Here is a 25,567-nt window from a genome sequence, read left to right as displayed (position 1 = left end):
TGAACGTTTAAAAATGAAAAATCATAAAATTGGATTCGTCTAATTTCGAATAAAAAGCGACTTATGAAATTGGTTCACTTATAAAAATTTAAAGAAAAATAAAAATATCCAAGGTCAAGCTCATCATTTGAATCAAGATGCAGTATTTAGAGATCGTATAGCGCATAAGGATGGCTTGTCAATAAAGCTAGAGGGCAATATTTTTAAAGATGTTGGCAGTCCCCATTATAATGCTCATCAAAAATTGGAAGAATTTTGGAATTTATATAGAAAAAAAGGTGATTTTTTTGGTGAGATTGCAACAATTGCAGAGTACAATCAAGCATTGAAAGAATCTTTAATTCATGCTGGACTATCTGAAAGTCAAGTTAACAAAACAGTTACAGAAGCGATGAACCAACAAATAGGAGCAGGTTTTTCTTCGGGTGATTTTGTTCCAAGAATACCTGGAAGAATTAATTTACCTAAACCGAAACTAGGAGGATAAATATGCAATTAAATACAGAAATCTTAAAAGCCGTTTCTGAAATAGAATATTTGTCGCACTCTAATAATTTAGGGAATGAATATGAATTAATAAATGACTTAAAATCTGCTAACAAAAGTATTAACAGTTTAAAGTGGGAAAATCTCTGTTTGGAGGAAAGGGGGACGTTTACAGCCTTTTTATCTAATAATAATAGAGACCTCTTTAGAAATTGGAATCATTTAACTGCGGAAGTTAAAGAAAAAATTATCCCTATTACTGAAGAGAAGCTGGACAAGTTAATTTCTGAGGGATATTTGTTAGAAGATATGAAATCGCAAATAAAATTTGATATAGTCAACATAACACTTTATAAAAGCTATTCTTCAGTAGTACGTTCAGATTTCTATGAGTTGATGTATAGCATATATTTAAGTGGTTATATCCCTTGTGGGTGGGCTGGTAAGTATCCAAAAGGAAAAATAAAAGTAATGTAGGAGGGAAGAATGTAATGGTGGAAAAGCAGGATTTTTTAATAGATAGCTCAAAACTTGTTGATGAGTTAACTGATTTAATTTGTGTAAATTTTCAAGATGAGCAAGAAAAACAAGTGTTAGGGGCATATTTTTTTGGAATGTTAAATGGATTAGCTCAAGGTAAAGAAATAACACCAATAGATATACAGGCTGTGATGATTCGCATTTTAAATGAAAAATTTGGCTATTCTTTAGAGTCTAGTGTTCAATTTGCTCAGTTTTTGATAGACTCTACGGATAAAGAAACTCATCCTACCATGTTTGCAATTATTCATAGGGGATTGAATGGATATTTTATGTACTGTGATAAACAAATAGAGTCATTGAGAGAAGATTTTAATCATATTATAACGTTAGTAAAAGAAGAGGATTGATATTGTACCAGGACTATTTTGCAACAAGACATGAAAAATAAAATATAGCACTTAATGTGACCTTTCTAGGAAACTAGAGAGGTTTTATATATGAACCAATTTCATAACTCAGCTTTTGTTTTCAGAGGAATAATACCCCATTTTATTTCGAAATAACGCAGGCAATGAGATTCGAAAACCTTGCATTAGTTATTTTATGGCATTTATATGAGCGATATGGGGAGGTAGCTTTTTTGACGTTCTGAAAGTCACTGTGCCGCAACGCTTCTGAATTATGAAATTGGTTCAAATGGTTGGTTGAATAAAGAGAGTTGAACAATAATTTTATATTATTAGATCTAAAACAGTTAAATATTGAGAGTGTACAAAAAGCTGTGTAAATAATGAATCTCGGATTCATTATTTACACAGCTTTTCTTATTTGTTCAATGAATAAAATTGGAATGAGTGGAACGAGTCAATGCGTTAAAAGGCTTGATTAATTCAGGCATATTTTCTGGGAAAGGCACGACACGGAGCAACGACGACAACCGTGCCAAAAGACAAGATCAAGTTGAGTGACATCATGGCAGGCGATAACTTTTTTGCGGATAATTTGAAGGCGCAGTTTGCGGAGTACAGCAAGCAAAATCCCGACCAAGAATTTACATACGAGGAGTACCAATCGGCGGTTTCCAGTTCCCGTGCCTTTGAATATAATTCGATTCGAGATGACCAACAAAACACGGAGTTCTGGCGAGATATTGGGATTGCGGTTGTCATCATTGGTGTCAGTATTGTGTGTCCGCCAGCAGGATTGGCACTCGGGGTCGCGTATGGTACACTAGAATTGAGTAGTACCACAACAGGAAAATACTGGCTGACAGGACGCGAAATGGATGGTGGAGAACGAGCGACGCGTGGAGCATTTGCGTTACTGGATGTTGTACCAGGTGTGAAGGGAATCCGAGCATTTAGCCAAGCAACCAAAGCTGGTGGAATCGCATTGGATGCCGCTCAAGTTGGTAGTAAGCTGACATTAAAACAGACAGCGAAACAAGGGTTATCCAATTTAGATATGATGGGAAAACAAGCCCTGAATGAAAGTGCAGCACGGATTCGCAAAATCCCAAACGTCATGAAGGATGTTGCTAACGCAGCAAAGACACAGGTGAAGAATGGCACCGTGCAAGCTGGTAAACTAGCTGATGAAATCGCAACTGGTGTAAAAAACTTAAACTTTAGTCGGACACGTGTTGTTGCTGATCCGCTTGGTGCAACTCATGTTATGTTTGATGCGGCAGAGAATACACATAGGTTTGAAAATATGGCAAATGGATTGATTAGTGGAAATATTGGAGAGTCCGGTAGTACCCTAAAATATAAAGATGGTTTTTTTAAAGGGACTACTAAAGTCGGCGGCGTTCAAAAGGATATAAGCAGGAAAGTTCATCAGTTAGAAAATCTTGATATACACAGAGTTGATGAGGCCACAGGATTGACTAATTTAGAATTAATGAAAAAAGGAAGGTCTCCGATATGGGAAGATGGGTCTAAAATTGAATTACATCATCTTTTGCAGATGGAGCCGGGTCCGATGGCTGAATTACCAGGTAGCTTACATGAAAAGTATCATGCAGTACTACATGGATTAGTTGAGAATGGCAATAGCTTTAGGAATAACAAGGAATTAGCGAATCAATATAATAATTTTAGGAGTCAGTACTGGAAATGGAGAGCGACTCAATCAATTTAAGGAGTGTTTATATTATGGGAAATATATCTGATATTACTCAATTAATTAGTCAATATGAGGAAGATAAAGATTTTACTGGTGGAGTGTCACTTAAGGAGATTAAATTAAGTGAAGATGAACTAAGCGTTGCATTTTCCGAAGAATATAAATGGTTTTTGGAACACTATGGTAGTGGCGGAGTTCTTGGTATCGATATACTAGGCATAGCTAAGAATGGTATTTCAACGGTGAAGAATACTACCATGAGATTAAGAAAAGAGTATAATTTAGCCCCTTATCTATACGTGGTAGAGGATTGTGACGAATTTTTTTACTGTGTGAATTCAAATGATAGTAAGGTTTACTATTGGGATAGGGAAGAGGGCGTTGGGGAAGTTGTGGCAAATGATTTTATCGCGTTCTTTGAAGAAAGAGTTTCTGGAATGAAAGAAAATTTGTAAGTATTGAGGCAGTTAGCATTGGAAGTGACGAGGTCAAAATTATGAAAGAAACTAGATATGAATCAAAAAATTGCTGATATGATTGAAGAATATCAAGAAGAAAAAGATTTTTATGGAACTATCAAAAATGAGGATATTAATAAGATTGAGAAAGAACTAGCTATAAAAATTCCAGAACAGTACAGAGCTTTCATTTTGGAGTACGGCTCAGGAGGAATCTGCGGAGTTGATATTGAGGGTATTGAAGGCGAATTAGGCTCTTCTATGTTACAAGCAACAATAAGATATCGCGAGCTGGGATTAGCTAGTGAATATATCGTTGTGTATGACCTTGGTGATTACGTTGTGTGTATGGATACTAATCAAGCAGGAGAAGATTCGAAAGTCTATTCTTGGGAGAGAACTAGTAACAATCCAGAAGTAAGGTACGAAACTTTTGACCAATTTTTAGAAGATTATTTTCAAGAAGCAATAGATAATTATTAAGGCAATATAAGCACCATATCTTAGTATAAATAGGAAGAAACACGTACCTAATAAATCTGCTGGGGGACATTTTCATTTATTGGTGAAAAAACATTGATATAGAGCCGAATGTATGAGATTCTTATTTATCAAGTGAAGAAATAAATCGCTTTTTAGGTGATTTTTGATGAACCGTTTATTCGTTGAGAATAGCGGTTTTTTCTTTTTAACACGCTAAATTTATACTCTTCCTAGACATTTTAAAAGTAAATCAAATATTTATTTCATGGATTTATGTGTATCACTTAAAAAACAATAAGTGTTAAAAAATTAACATTATCATTACGAATAATTCCCTTTCAATACAATTTCAAAATCATGTTTCATATAAAAAACGCAGGGGTATCTTAACCTAGTAACATGATTTTAATTTGATTGAGGGGGAAATGTAATGACAATTACGAAGAAAAAAAGCTTCTTAGGATTACTCTTTTTGTTAGTTTTATTGGTAGGGGTTTCGGTGTTTAGTACTAATTCGAAAGCGGCGAGTGTTAGCTTGTTGAAAAACAGTACGCTGACATCTGATTACACAGATCAACAGCTGGACTTAACGCTGACTGGTCAAACGGGGCTCGAAATTTCACTTTTGACATCGCAATATGTTGGGTTTAAAGTGGATGACAACCTCAAAGCGTTACTATCTGATCAAACGGTAGCGGACTCTTTGAAAATTGACTATAGTGTGCCGACTTTACTGGGAAATAGAACTGGGGTAGTGACGACTCTGAAGGTTGATCCGGCAACAGGAATCGTTTCCGGACGCATTCCCTTTAATTTATTAAATATCGCTATTGGGCAAAAAGCAACGTATCATTTAAGTAGCAATATCAAACTTCCAGCTGGTTCATATAATTTTGAAGCGATTGCTGCTGATACGCCAATCGATTTGCCGCTTTTAGGTTCAAATGGAGCCAAAGCTTCTATTACAGTTCTTCCAACAAAAACACCAATCGAATTCTTTGTTGGAACTACTACGGAAGGAACAACATACGTTACATTTAGTAATGCCATTCCGGATACTTTCATTTCTTTCTTCCCATCAGAGGGAGGTGGGAAAAAAACTGAGGCGAATGAAGATGGTGTCGGGAAAGTTACGTTTAATGAAAAATTAACGGCTGGGTCTACTATCGCTGTGACAGTACGTGAGCCAGACGGAACTGTTTACGAGGAAACACTTGTAGTTCCTGCTGAAGAATTTTAATTAGGTATTAATTTCAAAAGAAGCGACGTATGACGGTAAATCTGTCATACGCCGCTTCTTCTTTAGTTTCCAGTCAATAAATCAATCGCATCTGATAACTTGGTACTCACTGCTTGATCGCTCCGCAAATCATCCTGCACCTTCATCGCTTCTTCAGGTATCTCCGTAATAATCCCGTCAACGTCAGCAAGCATGTATTTACGGGCTGCTTCTGGCGTTGTGATCGTCCACACCAACAAGTCCATATTACGCTCGCGAGCCTGTCTTTGCATGCTAGAGCTAAAAGAGAACTCCTCAATCACAATGAAATCTGCATCAACATTTACCAGGTTGCCAAAATTAAGCGGGACAATAAAGCCGACTCGCATCGCTGGATAGCGTTTCTTAATCGTTTCGACCATATTACGATCCAGCGACTGGTAAATATAATCGCTCTCCACGCCTTATTTCTGCTTTTCATTATACGATAAGTTAACAATAATTAGTGGCTTGAAAGAGGCAGGAAAATATTATTTTTGAAATTTGTACGAAAATGCTTTTGCTTAGAGGCTTTTTTTAGTATTATAGAGTATGATGGAATTATTCCAAGTGTTAGGAATGAGCCAAATAGAAAGTAGATGGAGGTCAATATGGATACCCCAGAATATAAACGAGTAGTATTGAAACTTAGTGGTGAAGCTTTAGCAGGAACGGAAGGGTTTGGGATTAACCCGCGTGTCGTGAACTCCATCTCGCAACAAGTAAAAGAAGTAGTGGAACTTGGCGTAGAGGTTGCTATTGTTGTTGGTGGCGGCAATATCTGGCGCGGTAAGCTTGGTAGTGAAATGGGAATGGACCGTGCAGCAGCGGATTACATGGGTATGCTTGCGACGGTTATGAACTCTTTGTCACTACAAGATTCACTAGAGAACGTTGGTGTGGCTACACGTGTTCAAACTTCTATTGATATGCGTCAGATTGCTGAACCGTACATTAGACGTAAAGCGATTCGTCATCTGGAAAAAGGGCGCGTTGTTATTTTTGCAGCGGGAACTGGAAATCCTTATTTCTCAACAGATACAACGGCGGCATTGCGTGCAGCTGAAATTGAGGCTGAGGTCATTTTGATGGCGAAAAACAATGTGGATGGCGTTTACAGTGCGGATCCGAAATTGGATGATACAGCAGTGAAATACGAGGAATTATCGTATCTTGATGTGATTAAAGATAACCTACAAGTTATGGACACAACGGCATCATCGCTAAGCATGGACAATGATATTCCATTAATCGTCTTTTCGTTTGAAGAGACAGATAACAATATCAAACGCGTTATTTTAGGCGAAAAAATTGGAACGATAGTAAGAGGGAGGAAATAATTATGAGTAAAGAAGTATTAGCACAAGCACAAGATAAAATGACGAAATCGGAGCAAGCGCTACAACATCAATTAGGATCGATTCGCGCTGGTCGTGCCAACGCATCACTACTTGATCGTGTATCCGTTGACTATTATGGCGCACCAACACCGATCAACCAAGTAGCAGGCGTGAGCGTTCCAGAAGCGCGCTTACTAATGATTTCTCCTTACGATAAAACAGCGCTAGGCGATATCGAAAAAGCGATTTTAAAAGCTGACCTTGGTATTATGCCGAATAACGACGGCGAAGTCATCCGTATCGCGATCCCACAATTGACGGAAGAACGTCGTAAAGAACTAGTAAAAGAAGTGAAAAAAGAAGCAGAAGATGCAAAAGTTGCAATCCGTAACGTGCGTCGCGATGCCAATGATGATTTGAAGAAATTAGAGAAATCCGGCGATATTACAGAAGACGATCTACGTAATTTCACAGAAGACGTGCAAAAATTAACAGATGCGAGCATTAAGAAGCTTGATGAGATAGCGAAGAGTAAGGAAGAAGAGATAATGGAAGTATAGAAAAGCTGAAAGAGCCCGTTAGACTCGAAAAAATTTGTTAGGGGCAAGGAACGAATGCTTGCTTCGCTCACACTCATATTGATACTCTAAGGAAACAAACTACGCTTCCTAAGAGTATCAACAAATTTCGAGGGTCTGGCAATAGGAAGGCAGTTTCATTGTATTCAACTGCATATTGAGGTTCTAGCAAAGCAAACGACGCTTTTCAAGAACCACAACAAAGCTGGATCCGGAGGCGCCAAACACGACGCCATCCCCTGAATCGAACCACCGCTTCACGCATATTGAGGCACTTAACGATGCTTTTTCAATATTGCGTGAAGCGGTTATTTCTTAAGTAATTGTCGTGGGAAGAGTCAATGCGTTCGGTCTTATTAAAGTTTTGAGGTGAGCGTTGTCTTAGAACAGCCACTTACGTTTTACATGCTAACTTTGATTTTGTTCATATGCATATTGCGAAGTCCTAAATCAACAAGTAATCCCTCATAATGCACTTCAACAACTCAAATCTCATGGATTTCTTATTTACTTTGAGCAAGTTATAGTACATAATTTCTGTTATTTTTGTTATTATAGGTATAGACGTGCCGACTCTTGGTAATTCTATTGGAGGAAAGAACATGTTTAAGAAGATATTTCGTCAAGATGAGAATGAGATAAATAATGAAATTTCAGCGGAACTTCCTTTACCGAGCCATGTAGCGATTATCATGGATGGGAATGGCAGGTGGGCGAAGAAGCGTTTTTTGCCTAGGGTTGCTGGGCACCGCGAAGGAATGCAAGTGGTGAAACGGATGACGCGTTATGCGAATTCGCTTGGTATTGATATTTTAACGTTGTATGCTTTTTCTACGGAGAATTGGAAGCGACCGAATGATGAGGTTGATTTTCTGATGAAGTTGCCGGGTGAGTTTTTTGATACGTTTATCCCGGAGTTGATGGAAGAGAATGTGCGCGTGAATGTGATGGGCTATAAAGAAGAATTGCCAAAACATACGCTTGATGCTGTGGAACGTGCGATGGAAGCGACAAAAGGTAATACGGGACTTGTTTTGAACTTTGCACTGAATTATGGCTCGCGGGCTGAGATTATTACCGCCACACAGGTGGCAATGCGTGAGTTACTGGATGCAGGGCTTACTGTGGAGGATTTGACAGAGGAGCGTTTGGCGAAGCATTTAATGAGTGCCAATTTGTCGGACCCCGATTTATTGATTCGAACGAGTGGTGAACTTAGACTGAGCAATTTTATGTTGTGGCAGCTTGCATATAGCGAGTTTTATTTTACAGAGACGCACTGGCCTGATTTTTCGGAAAGCGATTTTAAGCAGGCGGTTGTGGAATATCAAAATCGCTCGAGACGCTTCGGGGGCTTATAGGGAGGATATATTGTGAAAACAAGAATTATTACAGCAATCGTAGCTTTGGCGGTGTTCCTACCGTTTGTGATCTATGGGAAATTGCCATTTGAATTGCTCAGCATGTTGCTGGCAGCGATCGCATTATATGAAATTTTAGTAATGACTAAGCAGAGTCTATTTTCGGTAAATGGGATTATCACGCTTGTATTGACGCTGATAATTGCTGCGCCAACAAGGTTCATCGAATGGCTCGGGGAATATGATATTACGCAAATGGAAATTATCTTTGTTTGTATGGCATTATTGTTATCTTACACGGTGTTTTCAAAGAATCGCTATCATTTTGATCAAGTTGGAATTGGTATTTTAGCCGCGTTTTATACAGGATTGGGATTCCATTATTTAGCGGAGACGCGAAATGCTGGATTAGAGTATGTTATTTTTGCTCTTTTGATTGTGTGGATGACGGATACCATGGCCTATTTTGTCGGTCGGTCGTTTGGGAAGCATAAATTAGCGCCTAATGTGAGTCCGAATAAGACGGTAGAAGGCTTTGTTGGTGGGGTAGTTTTTGCGGTAATCATTGCTGGCGGGTATTATTTATATATGGGATTGGACGGAAATCCATTTGTCATTGCGCTATTAATTATTGTACTATCCATTTTCGGTCAACTAGGAGATTTAGTGGAATCCGCATTAAAACGATATTACGGTGTGAAGGATTCTGGGAAATTACTGCCTGGACATGGAGGAATACTAGATCGGTTCGATAATTTATTATTTGTTTTACCACTTCTTTTGCCATTGCTACATATACTTCAAATTTTATAAAATAGAGGTGTACTGATGAGAAAAATTAATTTGCTAGGCGCAACGGGTTCGGTTGGAAGCCAGACACTTGCGATTGTAAGGGAACATCCGGAGTTATTTCAAGTTGTGGCGCTTTCGTTTGGGCGCAATATGAAACTTGGAACAGCGATTATTCATGAGTTTCAACCGGAAATTGTATCGGTGGAACATCGCCGAGATTATGAGAAATTAAAACTTGAGTTCCCAGGAATCAAGGCGTACTACGGCGCGATGGGCTTGCAAGAAGTTGCGACATATAGTCATGGCGACATTTTGATCAATGCGGTGATGGGCAGTGTTGGTTTGCAGCCGACATTGGATGCGATTGCTGCGGGGAAAGAGATTGCGATTGCGAATAAAGAGACATTAGTAACGGCAGGACATTTGGTGATGCGCGCTGCAAAAGAAAAAGGCGTGAGCTTAGTGCCGGTCGACAGTGAACATTCCGCAATCTTCCAGTGTTTACAAGGTGAGAATCCCGCAAATATTGATAAATTGATTGTGACGGCATCCGGTGGTAGCTTCCGTGATAAGACGCGAGATCAGCTGAAAGATGTGACAGTGGCGCAAGCATTAGCACATCCGAACTGGTCGATGGGTAACAAAATTACAATTGATTCGGCGACGATGTTCAATAAAGGGTTAGAAGTCATTGAGGCGCATTGGTTGTTCGACTTAGATTATGACAAAATTGATGTTGTCATTCATCGGGAAAGCATCATCCACTCGATGGTCGCTTTTAAAGATGGTAGCCACATCGCGCAACTTGGTTTGCCAGATATGCGTGTACCGATTCAATACGCGCTTACACATCCGGAACGCTCCAGTATTTCTTTCCAAAAACCATTTGATATTACGGACTTTGGTGCGCTTCATTTCGATAAAATGGACTTCCATCGTTTTCCGGCATTGAAATTAGCGTATACTGCTGGTAAAATAGGTGGAACGATGCCCTCTGTTTTGAATGCGGCCAATGAAATTGCAGTCGCTGGCTTTTTAAATGGTCAGGTTGCTTTCCAAGACATTGAGGCCCTCGTTGAAAATGCAATGAATCGCCATGAGGCAATACCAAACCCTGATTTGGAAACTATTTTTCAAGTAGATCAGGAAACACGTGCATACGTGAAGACACTTTTATAGAGGTGAAACAATGACAACCATTATTGCGTTTATATTTGTTTTCGGCCTAATCGTTTTCTTTCATGAACTTGGACATTTCTTGTTTGCAAAAAGATCTGGTATTCTAGTTCGCGATTTTTCGATTGGTTTTGGACCAAAAATATTTGCTTACCGCAAGAAAGAAACACAGTACACATTAAGACTTCTTCCCATCGGCGGTTATGTTCGTATGGCAGGTGAGGACGGAGAAGTCGTTGAGCTGAAACCGGGATACCGTGTTGGCCTAATTTTAAATGATGATGAAGTCGTTACGAAGATTATTATCAATGGAAAGGATCAATATCAAGATGTACAGCCGCTCGAGGTTTCTGGAAGCGATCTTGAAAAAGAGCTTTTCATCGAAGGTTACGAAGAATATGACGAGGACAAAGTGGTTCGCTATCAAGTGGCGAGTGATGCTGTTGTCGTGGATGGCAAAATAGAAACGATTATTGCGCCGTATGACCGTGTTTTCCAATCGAAATCACTAGGTAAACGAGCGATGACCATTTTTGCAGGACCGTTATTCAACTTTATCTTAGCAATTATAATCTTTACAATTCTTGCTTTTGTGTCAGGCAGCGTTCCTTCGAATGACCCTGAAATTGGGCAAGTGATGGATAATGGCGCGGCGCAGGAAGCTGGTTTGAAACAAGGCGATGAAGTTATTTCCATTAATGGCAAGGCGATGGATTCATGGCAAGATATTTTTTCTACAGTAGAGAAAAGCCCAAACAAAGAACTTGATTTCAAAGTCGAGCGCGATGGGAAAACACAAGATATCGACGTAACGCCGAAAGCGGAAAAAGCGCAAGATGGCACAAGCGTTGGTAAAATTGGCGTCGCGCAACCTGGATCCGATTCGTTTTGGACGAAGATAACGTATGGCTTTACGCAGATGTGGTTCTGGATAGCACAAATTGGTCATGTACTTGGTCAAATGGTGACTGGTGACTTCTCGCTTAATATGTTGAATGGTCCAGTTGGTATTTATACGTCAACGCAAGAAGTTGTAAGTTATGGTTTCTTAACGTTGCTTAATTGGACGGCTGTTCTAAGCATCAACTTAGGTATCGTGAATTTACTGCCACTGCCAGCACTGGATGGTGGACGTTTATTGTTCTTCTTATACGAATTAGTCCGCGGGAAACCACTGGACCCGAAAAAAGAAGGCATGGTACATTTCATTGGCTTTGCATTGCTGATGGTATTGATGTTGCTCGTAACATGGAACGATATCCAGCGAGCGTTTTTCTGATACAGATAAGGGGAAACCTGAGCGCAGAATCGTTCTCAGGTTTAAAGATAAAAAATAGGGGTGTGATTTGAGTATGCGTCAAACATTGAGCTTTATTCCAACATTGAAAGAAGTACCTGCTGATGCAGAGGTGAAAAGTCACCAATTATTATTGCGCGCAGGGTTTATTCGCCAAACCGCAAGTGGAATTTATAGTTATTTACCACTCGCAAAATTAACATTGCAAAAAATAGAGACCATTATTCGTGAAGAGTTGAATCGGATCGATGCGGTCGAATTATTATTACCAGCTTTACAACCAGCAGAACTTTGGCAGGAATCAGGTCGTTGGGAAGATTATGGTTCAGAATTGATGCGTATGAAAGACCGTAATGCGCGCGATTTCGCTTTAGGCCCAACGCATGAAGAGGTGATTACATCGCTTTTACGTGATGAGGTTAAATCTTACAAGCGCTTGCCTTTGACAATGTATCAAATTCAGACGAAGTTCCGCGATGAATTGCGTCCGCGTTTTGGTTTGTTACGTGGCCGTGAGTTTATTATGAAAGATGCGTATTCTTTCCATGCGACAGAAGCAAGCTTGGATGCGACATATGATAAAATGTATCAAGCGTATTCAAATATTTTCACGCGTTGTGGCTTAGATTTCCGTGCGGTTATTGCGGATTCTGGTTCTATCGGTGGGAGTGAGACGAAGGAATTCATGGTATTATCAGAAATCGGCGAAGATACGATTGCTTATAGTGACGCTTCTGATTATGCGGCAAATGTCGAAATGGCGCCAGTTATGCATATGGAGAAGAAATCACATGAAGAAGCGGGCGAACTTGAAAAAGTAGAAACGCCAGATCAAAAATCGATTGCAGATGTTCTGTCATTTTTAGATGTGCCAGTTGAAAAGACAGTGAAGTCCATGCTTTACATGCTCGATGACGAAGAAATTATTATGGTGCTCGTTCGTGGGGATCATGAAGTGAATGATATCAAAATCAAAAATGCCTTATCAGCAACGACGGTGGAACTGGCGACAAATGAGCAAGCTGTTGCATTACTTGGTTCTGGATTTGGTTCGCTAGGTCCAATCGGCGTGCCAGAACATGTTCGTATTTTTGCGGATAATGATGTGCAAGATGTTGTGAACGCAGTGATTGGTGCGAATATCGAAGGCTATCATATGATTAATGCGCAACCAAAACGTGATTTCAATGTGCATACGTACTTTGATTTGCGTTTGATTCAAGAAGGCGATTTATCTCCGGATGGACATGGCGTCATTAAGTTCGCGGAAGGTATTGAAGTGGGTCATATCTTTAAACTGGGAACAAAATATAGTGAAGCGATGGATGCAACGTTTTTAGATGAAAATGGCCGTAGCAATCCGTTTATCATGGGTTGTTATGGTATTGGCGTTTCCAGATTGCTTTCAGCGATTGCGGAACAACAAGCCGATGAGTCAGGTCTCGTTTGGGATCGCAGCATTAGTCCACTTGATTTGCATTTAATTCCTGTTAACATGAAGAGTGAAGAACAAGTAACGTTTGCGGAGGAATTATACGCTTCTTTACAAGAAATGGGATTCTCTGTTTTGCTAGATGACCGTTCTGAGCGCGCAGGCGTGAAGTTTGCCGATGCCGATTTGATTGGATTGCCAATGCGTGTTACTGTTGGTAAGAAGGCGGCGGAGGGTATTGTTGAAGTGAAGATTCGCAAAACTGGTGAAATGATTGAAGTTCGTAAAGATGAACTTATGAATACATTGCCGATTTTGTTAGGCGAAAACGCGTAAATATAGATGGAAATGTCCAGCTTTGAAGAATATCTCATGGCTGGACTCTCCCTTTTTAGAAGGAAAACAAAAAACGTCTTACGGTTCAACTGGGAAGACGTTTTTTTGTTAAGTGAAGGAGTTGTTGAGATTGTCTATTACAGATGTAGAAAAACAAGAACGATTCCAAATTTTGTTGCAGCAAATTGGATTAGGAAATGATGCCGTGTTTCAAGATTTTACGAAGGATGGGAAAATCGAGAAATTGGTTGTAGATAAAGCGAATAAAATATGGGAATTCCATTTAGATGTCGCACAAATTTTGCCGTTTGAATTGTTTCAGATGATGCGTGTGGGGATGAATCAGGCGTTTCAACAGATTGCGCAGACGACGATGCGGATTCATGTGCGGGACGAGACGGTGACGGAACGCTTGGTGGAGGATTATTGGAACGATACGATTGCGCCGTTCGCAAAGCAGTCACCGATGATTGGACAGTTGTTGATTGAGCAGAAGCCGACGTTTATTGCGCCAAATTTTATGGAGATTCGTGTACATAATGAGATGGAGCAGACGACGATTGCCCAGCGTTTTCAACCAGCGATTGCTGAGAGCTTGCGTGAAAAAGGATTCCCGACGATGGTGTTGCGCACGAATTTGTTGGAGCAGTCGGAAACGGAGCATTATAAGGCTTTTGTGGAGGCGAAGGAAAAAGAAGACCAGGCGAAGGCGCTAGAAGCTGTGCAAGTGATGCAAAAACGCGCGGAACAGCAGGCGAATGGAGAAGGCGGCGGTGGAGCTGCACCATCTGGGCCATTCCAAATTGGCTATAAAATTAAGGACGATGAGGAACGCAAGCCGCTTGGCGATATTTATGATGAGGAACGCCGAATTACGGTGGAAGGTTATGTGTTTGCAACGGAAATTCGGGAGTTACGTAGTGGCCGTAGTTTATTGCAATTCAAGATTACGGATTATACGAGTTCGATTATTATCAAGATGTTTTCGCGCGATAACGACGATGCTGCCATGTTCCAGAATATGAAAAAAGGCATGTGGGTCCGCGTTCGAGGCAGTGTGCAGATGGATACGTTTGTTCGAGACCTTATCATGATGGCGCAAGATGTGAATGAAATTGCGGGCGTGAAGCGTCTGGACACGGCGGAAGAAAAGCGCGTCGAACTTCATATGCATACACCGATGAGTCAAATGGATGCGACATCGTCTGTGGCGGATCTCGTGAAGCAGGCGGCAGACTGGGGCCATCCTGCGATTGCAATTACGGATCATGCGGTGGCGCAATCTTTCCCTGAAGCCTACGGTGCTGGCAAGAAAAACGGTGTCAAAATTTTATACGGAATTGAGGCGAATTTGATTGATGACGGCGTGCCAATTGCCTATAACGAGCGTCATACCGGGCTAAAAGATGCCACGTATGTCGTGTTTGACGTTGAGACCACTGGCTTATCCGCGGTTTACGATACGATTATCGAGCTTGCTGGGGTCATGATGAAAGACGGCGAAATCATCGATAAATTCGAAGCCTTCATCGATCCTGGCCATCCGTTATCCGCAACGACAATCAACTTGACGGGCATCACGGATGATATGGTGAAAGGTTCGGATCCGATGGAAGTCGTGTTGCAGAATTTCAAGGATTGGTCGGGCGACGCGATTCTGATTGCGCATAACGCCTCCTTTGATATGGGCTTTATCAATACGGCTTACGGTAAAGTAGGCATTGAAAAAGCGGAGAACTCGGTCATCGATACGCTAGAACTGGCCCGTTTTCTCTATCCTCATTTTAAAAATCACCGGTTAAATACGTTAACGAAGAAATTCAATATTATCCTAGAACAGCATCACAGAGCCATTTTTGATGCGGAGGCGACGGCTTATCTTGGTTGGAAGTTGATTAAAGACGCGAAGGAAATGCGCGATATCGATTTCCACGACCAATTCAATAATTACATGGGGGAAGGCGATGCCTACAAGCGTGCGCGTCCATTCCACGCAACGATTTACGCCAAAACCGATGTTGGGCTGAAAAATTTATTCAAGCTCGTGTCGATGTCACAAATCAATTACTTTTTCCGCGTTCCGAGAATTCCGAGATCAGAGCTCAATAAATTGCGTGAAGGCCTAATCGTTGGCTCGGCCTGTAATCAAGGTGAAATTTTTGAAGCGATGATGCAAAAAGGGATGGAAGATGCGGAACGAGTTGCTGCTTTTTATGATTTCATCGAAGTGCAGCCGAAGCCTGTTTACGCGCCCCTTATCGAACGGGAACTGGTTCGCGATGAAAAAGCGCTCGAAGAAATCATCGGCAACTTGGTGAAGGTCGGTGAAAAAATCGGCAAACCTGTTGTGGCGACTGGGAATGTCCATTATTTAAATCCAAACGATAAAATCTACCGCAAAATCTTGATTCATTCGCAAGGTGGGGCAAATCCGCTGAACCGTGCGTCACTTCCAGACGTTCATTTCCGTTCAACAGATGAAATGCTTGCTGAATTTGCCTTTTTAGGCGTTGAAAAAGCGAAAGAAATCGTTGTCACAAATTCAAATCTCGTGGCGGATTGGATGGAAAACTTGAAACCCATCAAAGACGATCTGTATACACCGAAAATCGAAGGTGCAGAAGATGAAGTCCGCAATATGAGCTATACGATGGCACGAAGCATTTACGGCGATGAGTTACCAGAAATTGTTGAAGCGCGCCTCGAAAAAGAACTGAAAAGCATCATTGGTCACGGTTTTGCGGTTATTTATTTAATCTCGCATAAACTCGTGAAGAAATCGCTTAATGAAGGCTATCTCGTAGGTTCACGTGGTTCCGTTGGTTCTTCTTTAGTCGCGACGATGACCGAAATTACCGAAGTAAATCCCCTGCCACCACATTATATTTGCTCGAACTGTAAGCATTCCGAGTTTTTCGATGACGGTTCGGTTGGTTCCGGATTTGATTTGCCTGATAAAGAATGTCCAGAGTGTGGTACGGCATTTACAAAAGAAGGACAAGATATTCCTTTTGAAACGTTCCTTGGCTTTAAAGGGGATAAGGTTCCCGATATCGATTTGAACTTTTCCGGGGAATACCAGCCGATTGCCCATGCCTATACGAAGGAGCTTTTCGGTGAGGATTATGTTTATCGTGCTGGGACGATTGGTACGGTCGCTGAGAAGACGGCGTTTGGTTACGTGCGGAATTATGAGCGGGATATGAATATGACGATTCGCGGGGCGGAGATTGACCGTCTCGTGCAAGGCTGTACTGGCGTAAAAAGAACGACCGGTCAGCATCCAGGGGGGATTATTGTTATCCCTGATTATATGGATGTCTATGATTTCTCGCCAATCCAATTCCCTGCCGATGCGACGGATTCAGAGTGGAAAACAACCCATTTTGATTTCCACTCGATTCACGATAATGTATTAAAACTCGATATACTCGGACACGATGATCCGACCGCGATTCGGATGCTTCAAGACCTAAGCGGTATCGATCCAAAAACCATTCCGACTGACGACAAAGAGGTGATGAAGCTGTTCGGCTCCACAGAATCACTTGGTGTCAAACCGGCAGATATTGATTCCAAAACTGGAACACTCGGCATCCCTGAGTTCGGAACGCGTTTTGTTCGTCAAATGTTGGAACAAACCAAACCGACAACATTCTCCGAGCTTGTTCAAATCTCTGGTTTATCCCATGGAACTGATGTATGGCTTGGAAATGCCGAAGAACTTATCAAAAACGACATCTGTTCGCTCGCCGAAGTTATCGGTTGTCGTGATGATATCATGGTTTTCCTTATCTACCAGGGCCTCGATAGCTCACTCGCTTTCCAAATCATGGAGTCTGTGCGTAAAGGGAAAGGTCTCACGGAGGAAATGGAAGCCGCGATGATTGAAAATAAAGTGCCAAATTGGTACATCGATTCATGTAAAAAAATCAAGTACATGTTCCCGAAAGCCCATGCTGCGGCGTACGTACTCATGGCTGTCCGGATTGCCTATTTCAAAGTACACCATCCGCTGTTCTTCTACGCGACCTATTTCACGGTTCGTGCTGATGATTTTGATTTGACAGCGATGGTAAACGGGAAAGAAGCGACAAAGGCGAAAATGCAAGAAATCAACGCCAAAGGACTAGAAGCATCGATGAAAGAAAAAAGTTTGCTGACGGTTCTCGAGATTTCCAATGAGATGCTCGCTCGCGGATTTTCTTTCCAAAAAGTCGACTTATACAAATCAAGCGCGGATGAATTTATCATTGAAGGCGATCAGTTAATTCCGCCGTTTAATGCGATTCCAAGTCTTGGAACCAACGTTGCAAAAGCGATTGTAGCAGCACGTGAGGACGGCGAATTTCTATCAAAAGAAGACTTGCAGCAGCGTGGAAAAGTCTCGAAAACAATCATTCAATATATGGATGATCAAGGGTGTTTAGAAGGCTTACCAGATCAAAATCAGCTCTCCCTATTCTGATGATAATGGCTCTATACAAGGCAACGCAGGGCCTAATGTTTGCGAAGGAAGAATGTTTGTGTTATAGTTAATAATGAAATTACGATAACTCAACCAAGAGTGGGCCGACGCCCACTCTTTCCTTTTGCAACTTTGCAGGGTTAGATTGTCGTAAACCACTGGCAATACTAGCTTTGTCAGATATATTAAAGGAGGCTAAAATGAGTAAAGTTCTTGAACAAGTCGAAGAAATCGTGTTGCCAATTACAACCGAACTTCAACTGGAACTGGTCGATTTAGCGTTTGAAAAAGAAGGAAAGCACTGGTATTTGAGGGTATTTTTAGATAAAGAAGGCGGCATTGATATCGATGAATGTGCCTTGGTTAGCGAGAAACTAAGTGAAATCTTGGACAAAAATGACCCAATTACGCAAAACTACTTTCTGGAAGTATCATCACCAGGCGCAGAAAGACCATTAAAAAAGGAAAAAGATTTTGAAGCAGCTATTGACAAATGGGTCCACATCACAAGTTACGAGCCAATCGCGGACCGTAAAATGTGGGAGGGTACACTCACGAAGTATGATGGCGAGACGCTAACTGTTGAGATTTTGGATAAGACACGTAAAATTGTCTGTGAAATTCCGAAAGACAAAGTGGCCAAAGCAAGACTAGCGATTAAATTTTAAAAGCGGTAAATTAAAGGAGCTGAAAAAAGAATGAGCTCAGAACTATTAGATGCTCTTCATGTGTTAGAACATGATAAAGGAATTTCACGTGATGTGATTATTGAAGCGATTGAGGCGGCACTCGTGTCTGCTTACAAGCGAAATTTTGACCAGGCCCAGAATGTGCGAGTAGACTTAAATATGGATACTGGTACAATGCATGTATTAGCGCGCAAAGACATAAAAGAAACGGTATATGATTCACGCTTAGAAATTTCGTTGGAAGAAGCCCATAAAATCAATCCAGCATATCAAATTGATGATGTTGCCGAAATCGAAGTAACGCCAAAAGATTTCGGTCGAATTGCAGCACAAACAGCGAAACAAGTCGTGACGCAGCGTGTTCGTGAGGCGGAACGGGGGATCATTTACGACGAATTTATCGATCGCGAAGATGATATTATGACAGGTATCGTAGAACGCCAAGATTCTCGTTTTATCTACGTAAATCTAGGTAAAATCGAAGCGATTCTATCTCAAAATGAGCAAATGCCAAATGAGACATACCGCGCCCATGATCGTATCAAAGTATACTTGACGAAAGTCGAAAAAACGACCAAAGGACCGCAAATCTATGTTTCTCGTACGCATCCAGGTCTTTTAAAACGACTTTTTGAAATGGAAGTTCCAGAAATCTATGAAGGCATTGTAGAAATTAAATCTGTTGCTCGTGAAGCTGGAGATCGTTCTAAAATCTCTGTATACACAGAAAATCCAGAAGTCGATCCAGTTGGTTCTTGCGTAGGTCCAAAAGGTGCCCGTGTACAAGCCATCGTGAATGAACTAAAAGGTGAAAAAATCGATATCGTGGAGTGGTCAGCTGATCCGTTTACATTCGTTGCAAATGCGTTAAGCCCATCCAAAGTACTCGACGTTATCGTCAATGAAGCCGAACAAGCAACAACGGTCATCGTACCAGATTATCAACTTTCCCTAGCTATCGGTAAACGCGGACAAAATGCGCGTCTTGCTGCTAAATTAACAGGCTGGAAAATTGATATCAAGAGCGAAACCGTGGCTACAGAGGCAGGCATTTTTCCACGCCCTGATGGTCCAATCATCGAACGCGTCGATATCGACATGGCAGATGAAATCGCCGAAGACGAAGAATAAAGGAGTGACCAATGCAGATGCGTAACAAGAAGATTCCCTTAAGAAAATGTATTGTAACCGGCGAGCGCAAACCAAAAGGCGAACTTTTACGTATTGCCTATTCTAAAGATGGTGTACTGACGATAGATCCTAGCGGAAAAGCGCCAGGTCGCGGTTTTTATATTTTAATAGACAGCAAGGTCGCTGAAAAAGCTAAAAAGAAAAACAGTATTTTTCATCAGATGAAGATGCCAGAACAAGACGGTTTTTACGATCAATTGATTGATTACGTAAAGACAATCGAAGGAGCAAATCATGGATCATAACAAAGCCTATTCCTTACTCGGAATCGCTTATAGCGCTCGCAAACTCGTGACTGGCGAAGAACTAGTTTTAAAAGAAGTGAGACGTCAAAAAGCTCGTTTAGTCATCATTTCAGAAGATATATCAGAAAAAACCGAGAAAACAATCCGTAACAAATGCCAGTATTACGATGTCCCGCTTGTGAAAGCCGGCACCCGTGAACAGCTAGGCGGTGCGATCGGCAAAGATGCAAGAGCCATTATCGCGGTAATGGATAAAGGATTTGCGGCAAAACTAACGGAATTACTCGGGTGAAATCTTAACGGAGGTGTGTCACATGAGTAAAGTTCGTGTATATGAATACGCAAAAGAACACCAATTACCTAGCAAAAAAGTCATCGAGACATTACAAGAGTTAGGCGTTGAAGTCGCCAACCACATGTCTACCATTAACGACAATGCACTACGACAACTCGACAAAACATTGCTTGGACCGAAAAAAGAATCTGCCGCGCCAAGCAGCCAACATAAATCATCAAACGAAGCAGGTCAAAGTAAGGGGTCTAATAAACCAAATATGAATGATAAATCGAATCAATCCAAACCAACTAATAATACAAATAAGCCAGCCTCACAAGGCGCAGCGAAACCAGCAGCAAGTGGAAATAAACCAGCTGGTGGAACAACACAAGGCGGACAAAATCGTCCAAACAATAGCGGTGGACAAAACCGACCTGGCGGCAACGCACAAGGCGGAGGAAACCGTAACCAAGGTGGCAATCGCAACAATCAAAATCGCGGTCGCAAAAACAACACGAAATACAAAGGAAAACGTAATCACAGTACAGTACCACCAACACCACCGAAGCCAAAAGAGCTTCCAGAAAAAATCGTATTCTCAGAATCACTTACAGTTGGCGAATTAGCGCGTAAATTATACCGTGAGCCATCTGAAATCATCAAAAAGCTATTCCTACTTGGCGTCGTAGCTACGATTAACCAAGGCTTAGACAAAGACGCGATTGAACTCGTTTGTGGTGAGTATGGCGTAGAAGTAGAAGAAGAAATCAAAATCGATATCACAGATTTAGATGTTTATTTTGAAGAAGCAACCGAAGAAGACAAAGGCAAAGAAGTTGAGCGTCCAGCTGTTGTAACAATCATGGGTCACGTCGATCATGGTAAAACAACGCTACTTGATTCGCTACGTAACACGAAGGTAACACTTGGTGAAGCTGGCGGAATCACGCAACATATCGGTGCCTACCAACTAGAAGTTCACAACAAAAAAATCACGTTCTTAGATACACCTGGTCACGCAGCCTTTACAACCATGCGTGCGCGTGGTGCCAAAATTACGGATATCACGATTCTTGTTGTAGCAGCAGACGATGGCGTTATGCCACAAACAATTGAAGCGATCAACCATGCGAAAGCAGCAGAAGTTCCAATCATTGTTGCTGTAAACAAAATCGATAAGCCACAATCCAATCCTGATCGCGTGATGCAAGAGCTAACCGAGTACGAATTAGTTCCTGAAGCATGGGGCGGCGACACGATTTTCGTGCCAATCTCAGCGAAATTTGGCGAAGGACTAGATACATTGCTTGAAATGATTCTACTTGTTTCCGAAGTAGAAGAATTAAAAGCGAATCCAGACCGTCTTGCTATCGGTAGCGTTATCGAGGCTGAGCTAGACAAAGGTCGCGGTTCCGTTGCGACACTTCTAGTACAAGATGGTACTCTGAAAGTCGGCGATCCAATCGTTGTCGGCCATACATTTGGACGCGTTCGTGCGATGGTCAATGATATCGGACGTCGCGTGAAAAAAGTAGGACCAAGTACCCCAGTTGAAATCACTGGACTTAGCGATGTACCGCAAGCTGGCGACCGTTTCGTAGTCTTTGAAGATGAAAAAACAGCTCGTGCAGTCGGTGAAGCTCGTTCAAGCCGCGCTGTTGTCGCACAACGTTCTGCAACAAACCGTGTGAGTTTAGAAAACCTATTCGAACACATGAAAGCCGGCGAAATGAAAGAAGTTAACGTCATCATCAAAGCCGATGTACAAGGATCAGTGGAAGCCTTAGCTGCATCTCTACGCAAAATCGAAGTAGAAGGCGTTAATGTCAAAATTATTCACACGTCCGTTGGTGCCATCAACGAATCTGATATTACATTGGCCTCTGCATCGAACGCCATCGTCATCGGATTCAACGTTCGCCCAACAACACAAGCACGTGAAGGCGCTGAAAACGAAGGCGTTGATATCCGCTTACATCGCGTTATCTATAAAGCTATCGACGAAATCGAAGCTGCGATGAAAGGAATGCTTGATCCAGAATTCCAAGAAAAAATTATCGGTCAAGCCCAAGTACGTCAAACAATCAGCGTATCCAAAGTTGGAACAATCGCGGGTTGTTACGTTACGGACGGCAAAATCACGCGTGACAGTGGCGTTCGTGTTATCCGCGACGGCATCGTTGTTTTCGAAGGCGAAATCGGTACGCTGAAACGCTTTAAAGACGACGCGAAAGAAGTCGCAAAAGGCTTCGAGTGTGGTATTACCATCGATAAATTTAACGATATTAAAGAAGACGACGTGATCGAAGCTTACATCATGGAGGAAATCGAACGTAAATGATCCGTTACGTCGAGTCCGAGTGGTTTTTGCAGACCCCACAGACACTAAAAGAAAAACGGGCCATCCTAAAGCGCGTCTTAACACGTGCCGGCCAAAAGTTTAATATCTCCATTGCTGAAATTGGATTCCAAGACAAATGGCAGCGAGCCTTAATCGGATTCGCTGTCGTCTCTGAATCCCATGATCAAGCCGAAAAAGTAGCTGATACCGTACTCACATTTCTAGATTCATTTCCAGAATGGGAACGCGGCAAAACAACAATGGAAAGTTTGTAAAATGAGGTGAAAACATGAATGTTCGATCTAATCGTGTATCAGAGCAAATGAAAAAAGAACTTGGCGATATCCTCAACCGCAAGCTAAGAGACCCCCGTATTGGTTTTATAACCGTTACAGGCGTTGATGTGACAGGGGATTTACAACAAGCAACCGTGTTCGTTTCTGTCCTAGGTGAAGAAAAAGAGCAACAAGACGCTCTGGCAGCCCTAGAAAAAGCACATGGTTTTATTCGCTCCGAAATCGGTAGTCGTATCCGGTTACGCAAAGTCCCAGAACTATTTTTTGAAATAGATCATTCTGTAGCTTACGGTAATCATATCGACGACTTGTTACGCGGTCTAAATGATAACGAATAAGAACAAAGATAGGGTAGGTGTCGGTTTTTGCGGACGTCTATCCTTCTTTGTGTAGGAAAAGGAGTGATTACGAGATGGACGGAATTATCCCCTTGTGGAAAGAAAAAGGCATGACTAGTCACGACTGCGTATTCAAACTGCGCAAAATTCTCCAAACAAAAAAAGTCGGGCATACAGGCACGCTTGATCCAGATGTCGAAGGTGTTTTGCCAATCTGTATTGGTCGCGCAACAAAACTCGCGGAATATATCACGGATGAAGGAAAAACTTACGAAGCAACCGTTACTCTAGGTAGTGCAACGACCACCGAAGACGCGAGTGGAGAAGTAGTCGCCGAAAAAGAAATCACGGAAACCATTTTGCCGATCGATGTCGAAAAGGCTGCGAAATCTTTTGTTGGTGAAATCGAACAAATACCACCGATGTACTCTGCAGTGAAGGTCAATGGACGCAAGCTGTATGAATATGCAAGGGAAGGTATGGAGGTCGAGCGCCCAAAACGCATGGTGAATATTTATGCAACCGAACTCTTGAAGCCTTACGTACCAATAAGTCCGGATAACAATACCTTTCGCATACGGATTAAATGTGGCAAAGGAACGTATATCCGCACATTGGCTGTTATGATCGGCGAAAAACTTGGCTATCCCGCACATATGTCGGAGTTAAAACGCACTCAAAGCGGTATTTTTACAGAAGAACAATGCTTTACACTATCCGAAATTGAAGCATTACGAGCTAAAGAAGAGGCGAGTTTCTTGTATCCGCTAGAAGACGGCTTATCCGACATGGCGCAACAAAATATTTCGGAGTTGATTCATGAGAAGGTACTAAATGGGGTTGTACTACCAGAACAGTTCATCAAGGAACGCAGCCAAGGACGCGTAGCTCTGCTTTATAAAAATAAATTAACGGCTATCTATGTACAACATCCAGAACGTCGCGATTTTTGGAAACCAGAAAAAGTAATCGAACTACGCGAAGGAAAATTAAACTAAAAAACGGTATGCAAAGTCTTTTGAATTAGTTTCAAAATAAAAAAACGCCTTCCCATATTGGGTAAGACGTAAATTCCGCTATGCTCAAACTGACTTTTTGTAACTCCGTATTGATTGCGCATTATGTTTTACTTAATAATTAGCAAAATAAAACATAGTTGCGAAGAGAAGGGGATTTCATGGAAACGTATTTTTTGCATCATCCACCAGAGGACATCAATCGCGACCCAAAAGTGATTGCGCTTGGTTTTTTTGACGGATTGCACCGTGGGCATCAAGAAGTTATCAACACAGCTAAAAAAGAAGCTGAAAAACGCGGAATAAAAACAGCAGTCCTAACTTTTGATCCACATCCATCCGTTGTTCTTAGCCAAATGCGAAAACAGGTTAAATATCTGACACCGCTAGAAGAGAAAAAACGTAAGATGGCTGCGCTTGGCGTTGATATTTTATACATCGTTCGTTTTACGACAGCATTTTCGAATTTGAGCCCAGAAGATTTCGTTGCTAATTATCTTATCGGCCTAAACGCGAAGCATGTTGTTGCAGGCTTCGATTATTCTTACGGACGTCAAGGCGCTGGAAAAATGATGAATCTCACGAACTATGCGGATGGACAATTTGACGTAACGATTGTTCAGAAACTAGAAGATTTACATGATAAAGTGAGCTCCACTAACATTCGAAAATATATTTCAGAAGGCCAGCTAGACGAAGCAAATCAGCTTCTTGGCTATTCCTACACACTCACTGGAACCGTTATCCATGGCGATAAACGTGGTCGTACTATCGGTTTTCCAACAGCGAATATTGCGGTTGACGATGGTTTCCTCATTCCTAAATTAGGCGTTTATGCAGTCAAGTTTAAAGTGAATGGCGAAACACATTTAGGCATGGCGAGCATTGGGTATAATATTACCTTCAAAGACGACCAAGCAATGTCAATAGAAGTCTATATTTTAGATTTTCACCAAGAAATATACGGCGAGGAAATTGAAATCGAATGGTTCCATTATTTCCGACCAGAGCTGAAATTTAATGGTGTAGAAGGCTTGATTGAACAATTGAAGCAAGACGAAGCAGATACGAGAGCCTATTTCGCATAAAAAGTTAGGCT

Annotated in this window: 25 protein-coding genes; 24 read left to right on the top strand and 1 reads right to left on the bottom strand. The window is 41.5% G+C overall.

Going from position 1 to position 25,567, the window contains the following annotated elements; translation table 11 throughout:
- Positions 1-127 precede the first annotated feature (127 nt).
- From HCJ66_RS01455 to HCJ66_RS01425, 7 genes are all read left to right on the top strand, one after another.
- Positions 128-487: a type IV secretion protein Rhs gene (locus HCJ66_RS01455; protein WP_187131548.1), complete on the top strand. Its 360-nt coding sequence runs from the start codon at positions 128-130 to the stop codon at positions 485-487.
- Between the two features lie 2 nt (positions 488-489).
- Entirely contained in the window at positions 490-963 is a 474-nt protein-coding gene (locus HCJ66_RS01450) for a hypothetical protein (RefSeq protein WP_187131547.1), read from the top strand.
- Positions 964-977: 14 nt separating this feature from the next.
- On the top strand, positions 978-1,376 hold the full coding sequence (gene imm48 / locus HCJ66_RS01445; RefSeq protein ID WP_187131546.1) for an Imm48 family immunity protein: 399 nt from the start codon (positions 978-980) through the stop codon (positions 1,374-1,376).
- Between the two features lie 532 nt (positions 1,377-1,908).
- Entirely contained in the window at positions 1,909-3,111 is a 1,203-nt protein-coding gene (locus HCJ66_RS16395; RefSeq protein ID WP_343068940.1) for an HNH/ENDO VII family nuclease, read from the top strand.
- Between the two features lie 14 nt (positions 3,112-3,125).
- Positions 3,126-3,551: an SMI1/KNR4 family protein gene (locus HCJ66_RS01435; RefSeq protein WP_187131545.1), complete on the top strand. Its 426-nt coding sequence runs from the start codon at positions 3,126-3,128 to the stop codon at positions 3,549-3,551.
- A 57-nt stretch (positions 3,552-3,608) separates the two neighbouring features.
- Positions 3,609-4,037, top strand: coding sequence for an SMI1/KNR4 family protein (locus HCJ66_RS01430; RefSeq protein WP_187131544.1), 429 nt, complete (start codon positions 3,609-3,611; stop codon positions 4,035-4,037).
- Between the two features lie 430 nt (positions 4,038-4,467).
- Entirely contained in the window at positions 4,468-5,277 is an 810-nt protein-coding gene (locus HCJ66_RS01425; RefSeq protein ID WP_187131543.1) for a hypothetical protein, read from the top strand.
- 62 nt (positions 5,278-5,339) lie between these two features.
- Here HCJ66_RS01425 and HCJ66_RS01420 read toward each other — a convergent pair whose 3' ends face one another.
- The gene (locus HCJ66_RS01420; protein WP_187131542.1) at positions 5,340-5,717 is read right to left on the bottom strand and encodes a PI-PLC domain-containing protein; all 378 of its coding nucleotides are present in this window, start codon (positions 5,715-5,717) and stop codon (positions 5,340-5,342) included.
- 189 nt (positions 5,718-5,906) lie between these two features.
- Here HCJ66_RS01420 and pyrH point away from each other — a divergent pair, with 189 nt between their 5' ends.
- The 17 genes from pyrH (at position 5,907) to HCJ66_RS01335 (ending at position 25,556) form a co-directional block, all read left to right on the top strand.
- On the top strand, positions 5,907-6,635 hold the full coding sequence (gene pyrH, locus HCJ66_RS01415; RefSeq protein ID WP_185387896.1) for a UMP kinase: 729 nt from the start codon (positions 5,907-5,909) through the stop codon (positions 6,633-6,635).
- Positions 6,636-6,637: 2 nt separating this feature from the next.
- On the top strand, positions 6,638-7,195 hold the full coding sequence (gene frr / locus HCJ66_RS01410; RefSeq protein ID WP_185387897.1) for a ribosome recycling factor: 558 nt from the start codon (positions 6,638-6,640) through the stop codon (positions 7,193-7,195).
- A gap of 620 nt (positions 7,196-7,815) precedes the next feature.
- A complete protein-coding gene (gene uppS, locus HCJ66_RS01405; RefSeq protein WP_187131541.1) occupies positions 7,816-8,574 on the top strand; it encodes an undecaprenyl pyrophosphate synthase in 759 nt (252 codons plus the stop codon).
- A 12-nt stretch (positions 8,575-8,586) separates the two neighbouring features.
- Positions 8,587-9,387, top strand: coding sequence for a phosphatidate cytidylyltransferase (locus HCJ66_RS01400; protein ID WP_187131540.1), 801 nt, complete (start codon positions 8,587-8,589; stop codon positions 9,385-9,387).
- A 15-nt stretch (positions 9,388-9,402) separates the two neighbouring features.
- Positions 9,403-10,545 (top strand): 1-deoxy-D-xylulose-5-phosphate reductoisomerase, encoded by a 1,143-nt coding sequence (locus HCJ66_RS01395; protein ID WP_187131539.1) that lies wholly within the window; start codon positions 9,403-9,405, stop codon positions 10,543-10,545.
- Between the two features lie 10 nt (positions 10,546-10,555).
- Positions 10,556-11,821, top strand: a complete 1,266-nt coding sequence (gene rseP, locus HCJ66_RS01390) for an RIP metalloprotease RseP (RefSeq protein WP_187131538.1) — start codon at positions 10,556-10,558, stop codon at positions 11,819-11,821.
- 73 nt (positions 11,822-11,894) lie between these two features.
- Positions 11,895-13,607 carry a proline--tRNA ligase gene (locus tag HCJ66_RS01385; protein WP_187131537.1) on the top strand — a complete coding sequence of 571 codons (1,713 nt, stop codon included), beginning with the start codon at positions 11,895-11,897 and terminating at the stop codon, positions 13,605-13,607.
- 130 nt (positions 13,608-13,737) lie between these two features.
- Positions 13,738-18,075, top strand: a complete 4,338-nt coding sequence (locus tag HCJ66_RS01380; RefSeq protein WP_187131536.1) for a PolC-type DNA polymerase III — start codon at positions 13,738-13,740, stop codon at positions 18,073-18,075.
- 200 nt (positions 18,076-18,275) lie between these two features.
- Positions 18,276-18,743 carry a ribosome maturation factor RimP gene (gene rimP / locus HCJ66_RS01375; protein ID WP_185387902.1) on the top strand — a complete coding sequence of 156 codons (468 nt, stop codon included), beginning with the start codon at positions 18,276-18,278 and terminating at the stop codon, positions 18,741-18,743.
- Between the two features lie 30 nt (positions 18,744-18,773).
- Positions 18,774-19,895: a transcription termination factor NusA gene (nusA, locus tag HCJ66_RS01370; protein WP_187131535.1), complete on the top strand. Its 1,122-nt coding sequence runs from the start codon at positions 18,774-18,776 to the stop codon at positions 19,893-19,895.
- A 17-nt stretch (positions 19,896-19,912) separates the two neighbouring features.
- Positions 19,913-20,200 carry an RNase P modulator RnpM gene (gene rnpM, locus HCJ66_RS01365; RefSeq protein ID WP_181675621.1) on the top strand — a complete coding sequence of 96 codons (288 nt, stop codon included), beginning with the start codon at positions 19,913-19,915 and terminating at the stop codon, positions 20,198-20,200.
- Complete coding sequence (locus HCJ66_RS01360; protein ID WP_036078666.1) at positions 20,190-20,492, top strand: YlxQ family RNA-binding protein; 303 nt, start codon at positions 20,190-20,192, stop codon at positions 20,490-20,492. The genes rnpM and HCJ66_RS01360 overlap by 11 nt, the downstream gene beginning before the upstream one ends.
- 22 nt (positions 20,493-20,514) lie before the next feature.
- The gene (gene infB, locus HCJ66_RS01355; RefSeq protein ID WP_187131534.1) at positions 20,515-22,818 is read left to right on the top strand and encodes a translation initiation factor IF-2; all 2,304 of its coding nucleotides are present in this window, start codon (positions 20,515-20,517) and stop codon (positions 22,816-22,818) included.
- Positions 22,815-23,093: a DUF503 domain-containing protein gene (locus HCJ66_RS01350; RefSeq protein WP_187131533.1), complete on the top strand. Its 279-nt coding sequence runs from the start codon at positions 22,815-22,817 to the stop codon at positions 23,091-23,093. The genes infB and HCJ66_RS01350 overlap by 4 nt, the downstream gene beginning before the upstream one ends.
- A 14-nt stretch (positions 23,094-23,107) precedes the next feature.
- Positions 23,108-23,452 (top strand): 30S ribosome-binding factor RbfA, encoded by a 345-nt coding sequence (rbfA, locus tag HCJ66_RS01345; protein ID WP_181675618.1) that lies wholly within the window; start codon positions 23,108-23,110, stop codon positions 23,450-23,452.
- Positions 23,453-23,526: 74 nt separating this feature from the next.
- A complete protein-coding gene (gene truB, locus HCJ66_RS01340) occupies positions 23,527-24,450 on the top strand; it encodes a tRNA pseudouridine(55) synthase TruB (RefSeq protein ID WP_187131532.1) in 924 nt (307 codons plus the stop codon).
- Between the two features lie 179 nt (positions 24,451-24,629).
- Positions 24,630-25,556 carry a bifunctional riboflavin kinase/FAD synthetase gene (locus HCJ66_RS01335; RefSeq protein WP_187131531.1) on the top strand — a complete coding sequence of 309 codons (927 nt, stop codon included), beginning with the start codon at positions 24,630-24,632 and terminating at the stop codon, positions 25,554-25,556.
- Positions 25,557-25,567: the final 11 nt, after the last annotated feature.

The sequence above is a fragment of the Paenilisteria portnoyi genome, from assembly GCF_014322795.1.
GTDB classification, from domain to species: domain Bacteria; phylum Bacillota; class Bacilli; order Lactobacillales; family Listeriaceae; genus Listeria_A; species Listeria_A portnoyi.
The sequence above is the reverse complement of the archived record's forward strand: the minus strand, read 5'-3'. Positions and strand labels throughout refer to the sequence as shown.

Bases quoted from the DNA above. Each gene is read 5' to 3' on its own strand.
- rbfA (WP_181675618.1), top strand. From the start codon at position 23,108: ATGAATGTTCGATCTAATCGTGTATCAGAGCAAATGAAAAAAGAACTT.
- frr (WP_185387897.1), top strand. From the start codon at position 6,638: ATGAGTAAAGAAGTATTAGCACAAGCACAAGATAAAATGACGAAATCG.
- HCJ66_RS01360 (WP_036078666.1), top strand. From the start codon at position 20,190: ATGGATCATAACAAAGCCTATTCCTTACTCGGAATCGCTTATAGCGCT.
- truB (WP_187131532.1), top strand. From the start codon at position 23,527: ATGGACGGAATTATCCCCTTGTGGAAAGAAAAAGGCATGACTAGTCAC.
- rseP (WP_187131538.1), top strand. From the start codon at position 10,556: ATGACAACCATTATTGCGTTTATATTTGTTTTCGGCCTAATCGTTTTC.
- pyrH (WP_185387896.1), top strand. From the start codon at position 5,907: ATGGATACCCCAGAATATAAACGAGTAGTATTGAAACTTAGTGGTGAA.
- HCJ66_RS01350 (WP_187131533.1), top strand. From the start codon at position 22,815: ATGATCCGTTACGTCGAGTCCGAGTGGTTTTTGCAGACCCCACAGACA.
- nusA (WP_187131535.1), top strand. From the start codon at position 18,774: ATGAGCTCAGAACTATTAGATGCTCTTCATGTGTTAGAACATGATAAA.
- HCJ66_RS01435 (WP_187131545.1), top strand. From the start codon at position 3,126: ATGGGAAATATATCTGATATTACTCAATTAATTAGTCAATATGAGGAA.
- HCJ66_RS01395 (WP_187131539.1), top strand. From the start codon at position 9,403: ATGAGAAAAATTAATTTGCTAGGCGCAACGGGTTCGGTTGGAAGCCAG.
- HCJ66_RS01430 (WP_187131544.1), top strand. From the start codon at position 3,609: ATGAATCAAAAAATTGCTGATATGATTGAAGAATATCAAGAAGAAAAA.
- HCJ66_RS01450 (WP_187131547.1), top strand. From the start codon at position 490: ATGCAATTAAATACAGAAATCTTAAAAGCCGTTTCTGAAATAGAATAT.
- uppS (WP_187131541.1), top strand. From the start codon at position 7,816: ATGTTTAAGAAGATATTTCGTCAAGATGAGAATGAGATAAATAATGAA.
- HCJ66_RS01385 (WP_187131537.1), top strand. From the start codon at position 11,895: ATGCGTCAAACATTGAGCTTTATTCCAACATTGAAAGAAGTACCTGCT.
- HCJ66_RS01425 (WP_187131543.1), top strand. From the start codon at position 4,468: ATGACAATTACGAAGAAAAAAAGCTTCTTAGGATTACTCTTTTTGTTA.
- rnpM (WP_181675621.1), top strand. From the start codon at position 19,913: ATGCGTAACAAGAAGATTCCCTTAAGAAAATGTATTGTAACCGGCGAG.
- imm48 (WP_187131546.1), top strand. From the start codon at position 978: ATGGTGGAAAAGCAGGATTTTTTAATAGATAGCTCAAAACTTGTTGAT.
- rimP (WP_185387902.1), top strand. From the start codon at position 18,276: ATGAGTAAAGTTCTTGAACAAGTCGAAGAAATCGTGTTGCCAATTACA.
- HCJ66_RS01335 (WP_187131531.1), top strand. From the start codon at position 24,630: ATGGAAACGTATTTTTTGCATCATCCACCAGAGGACATCAATCGCGAC.
- infB (WP_187131534.1), top strand. From the start codon at position 20,515: ATGAGTAAAGTTCGTGTATATGAATACGCAAAAGAACACCAATTACCT.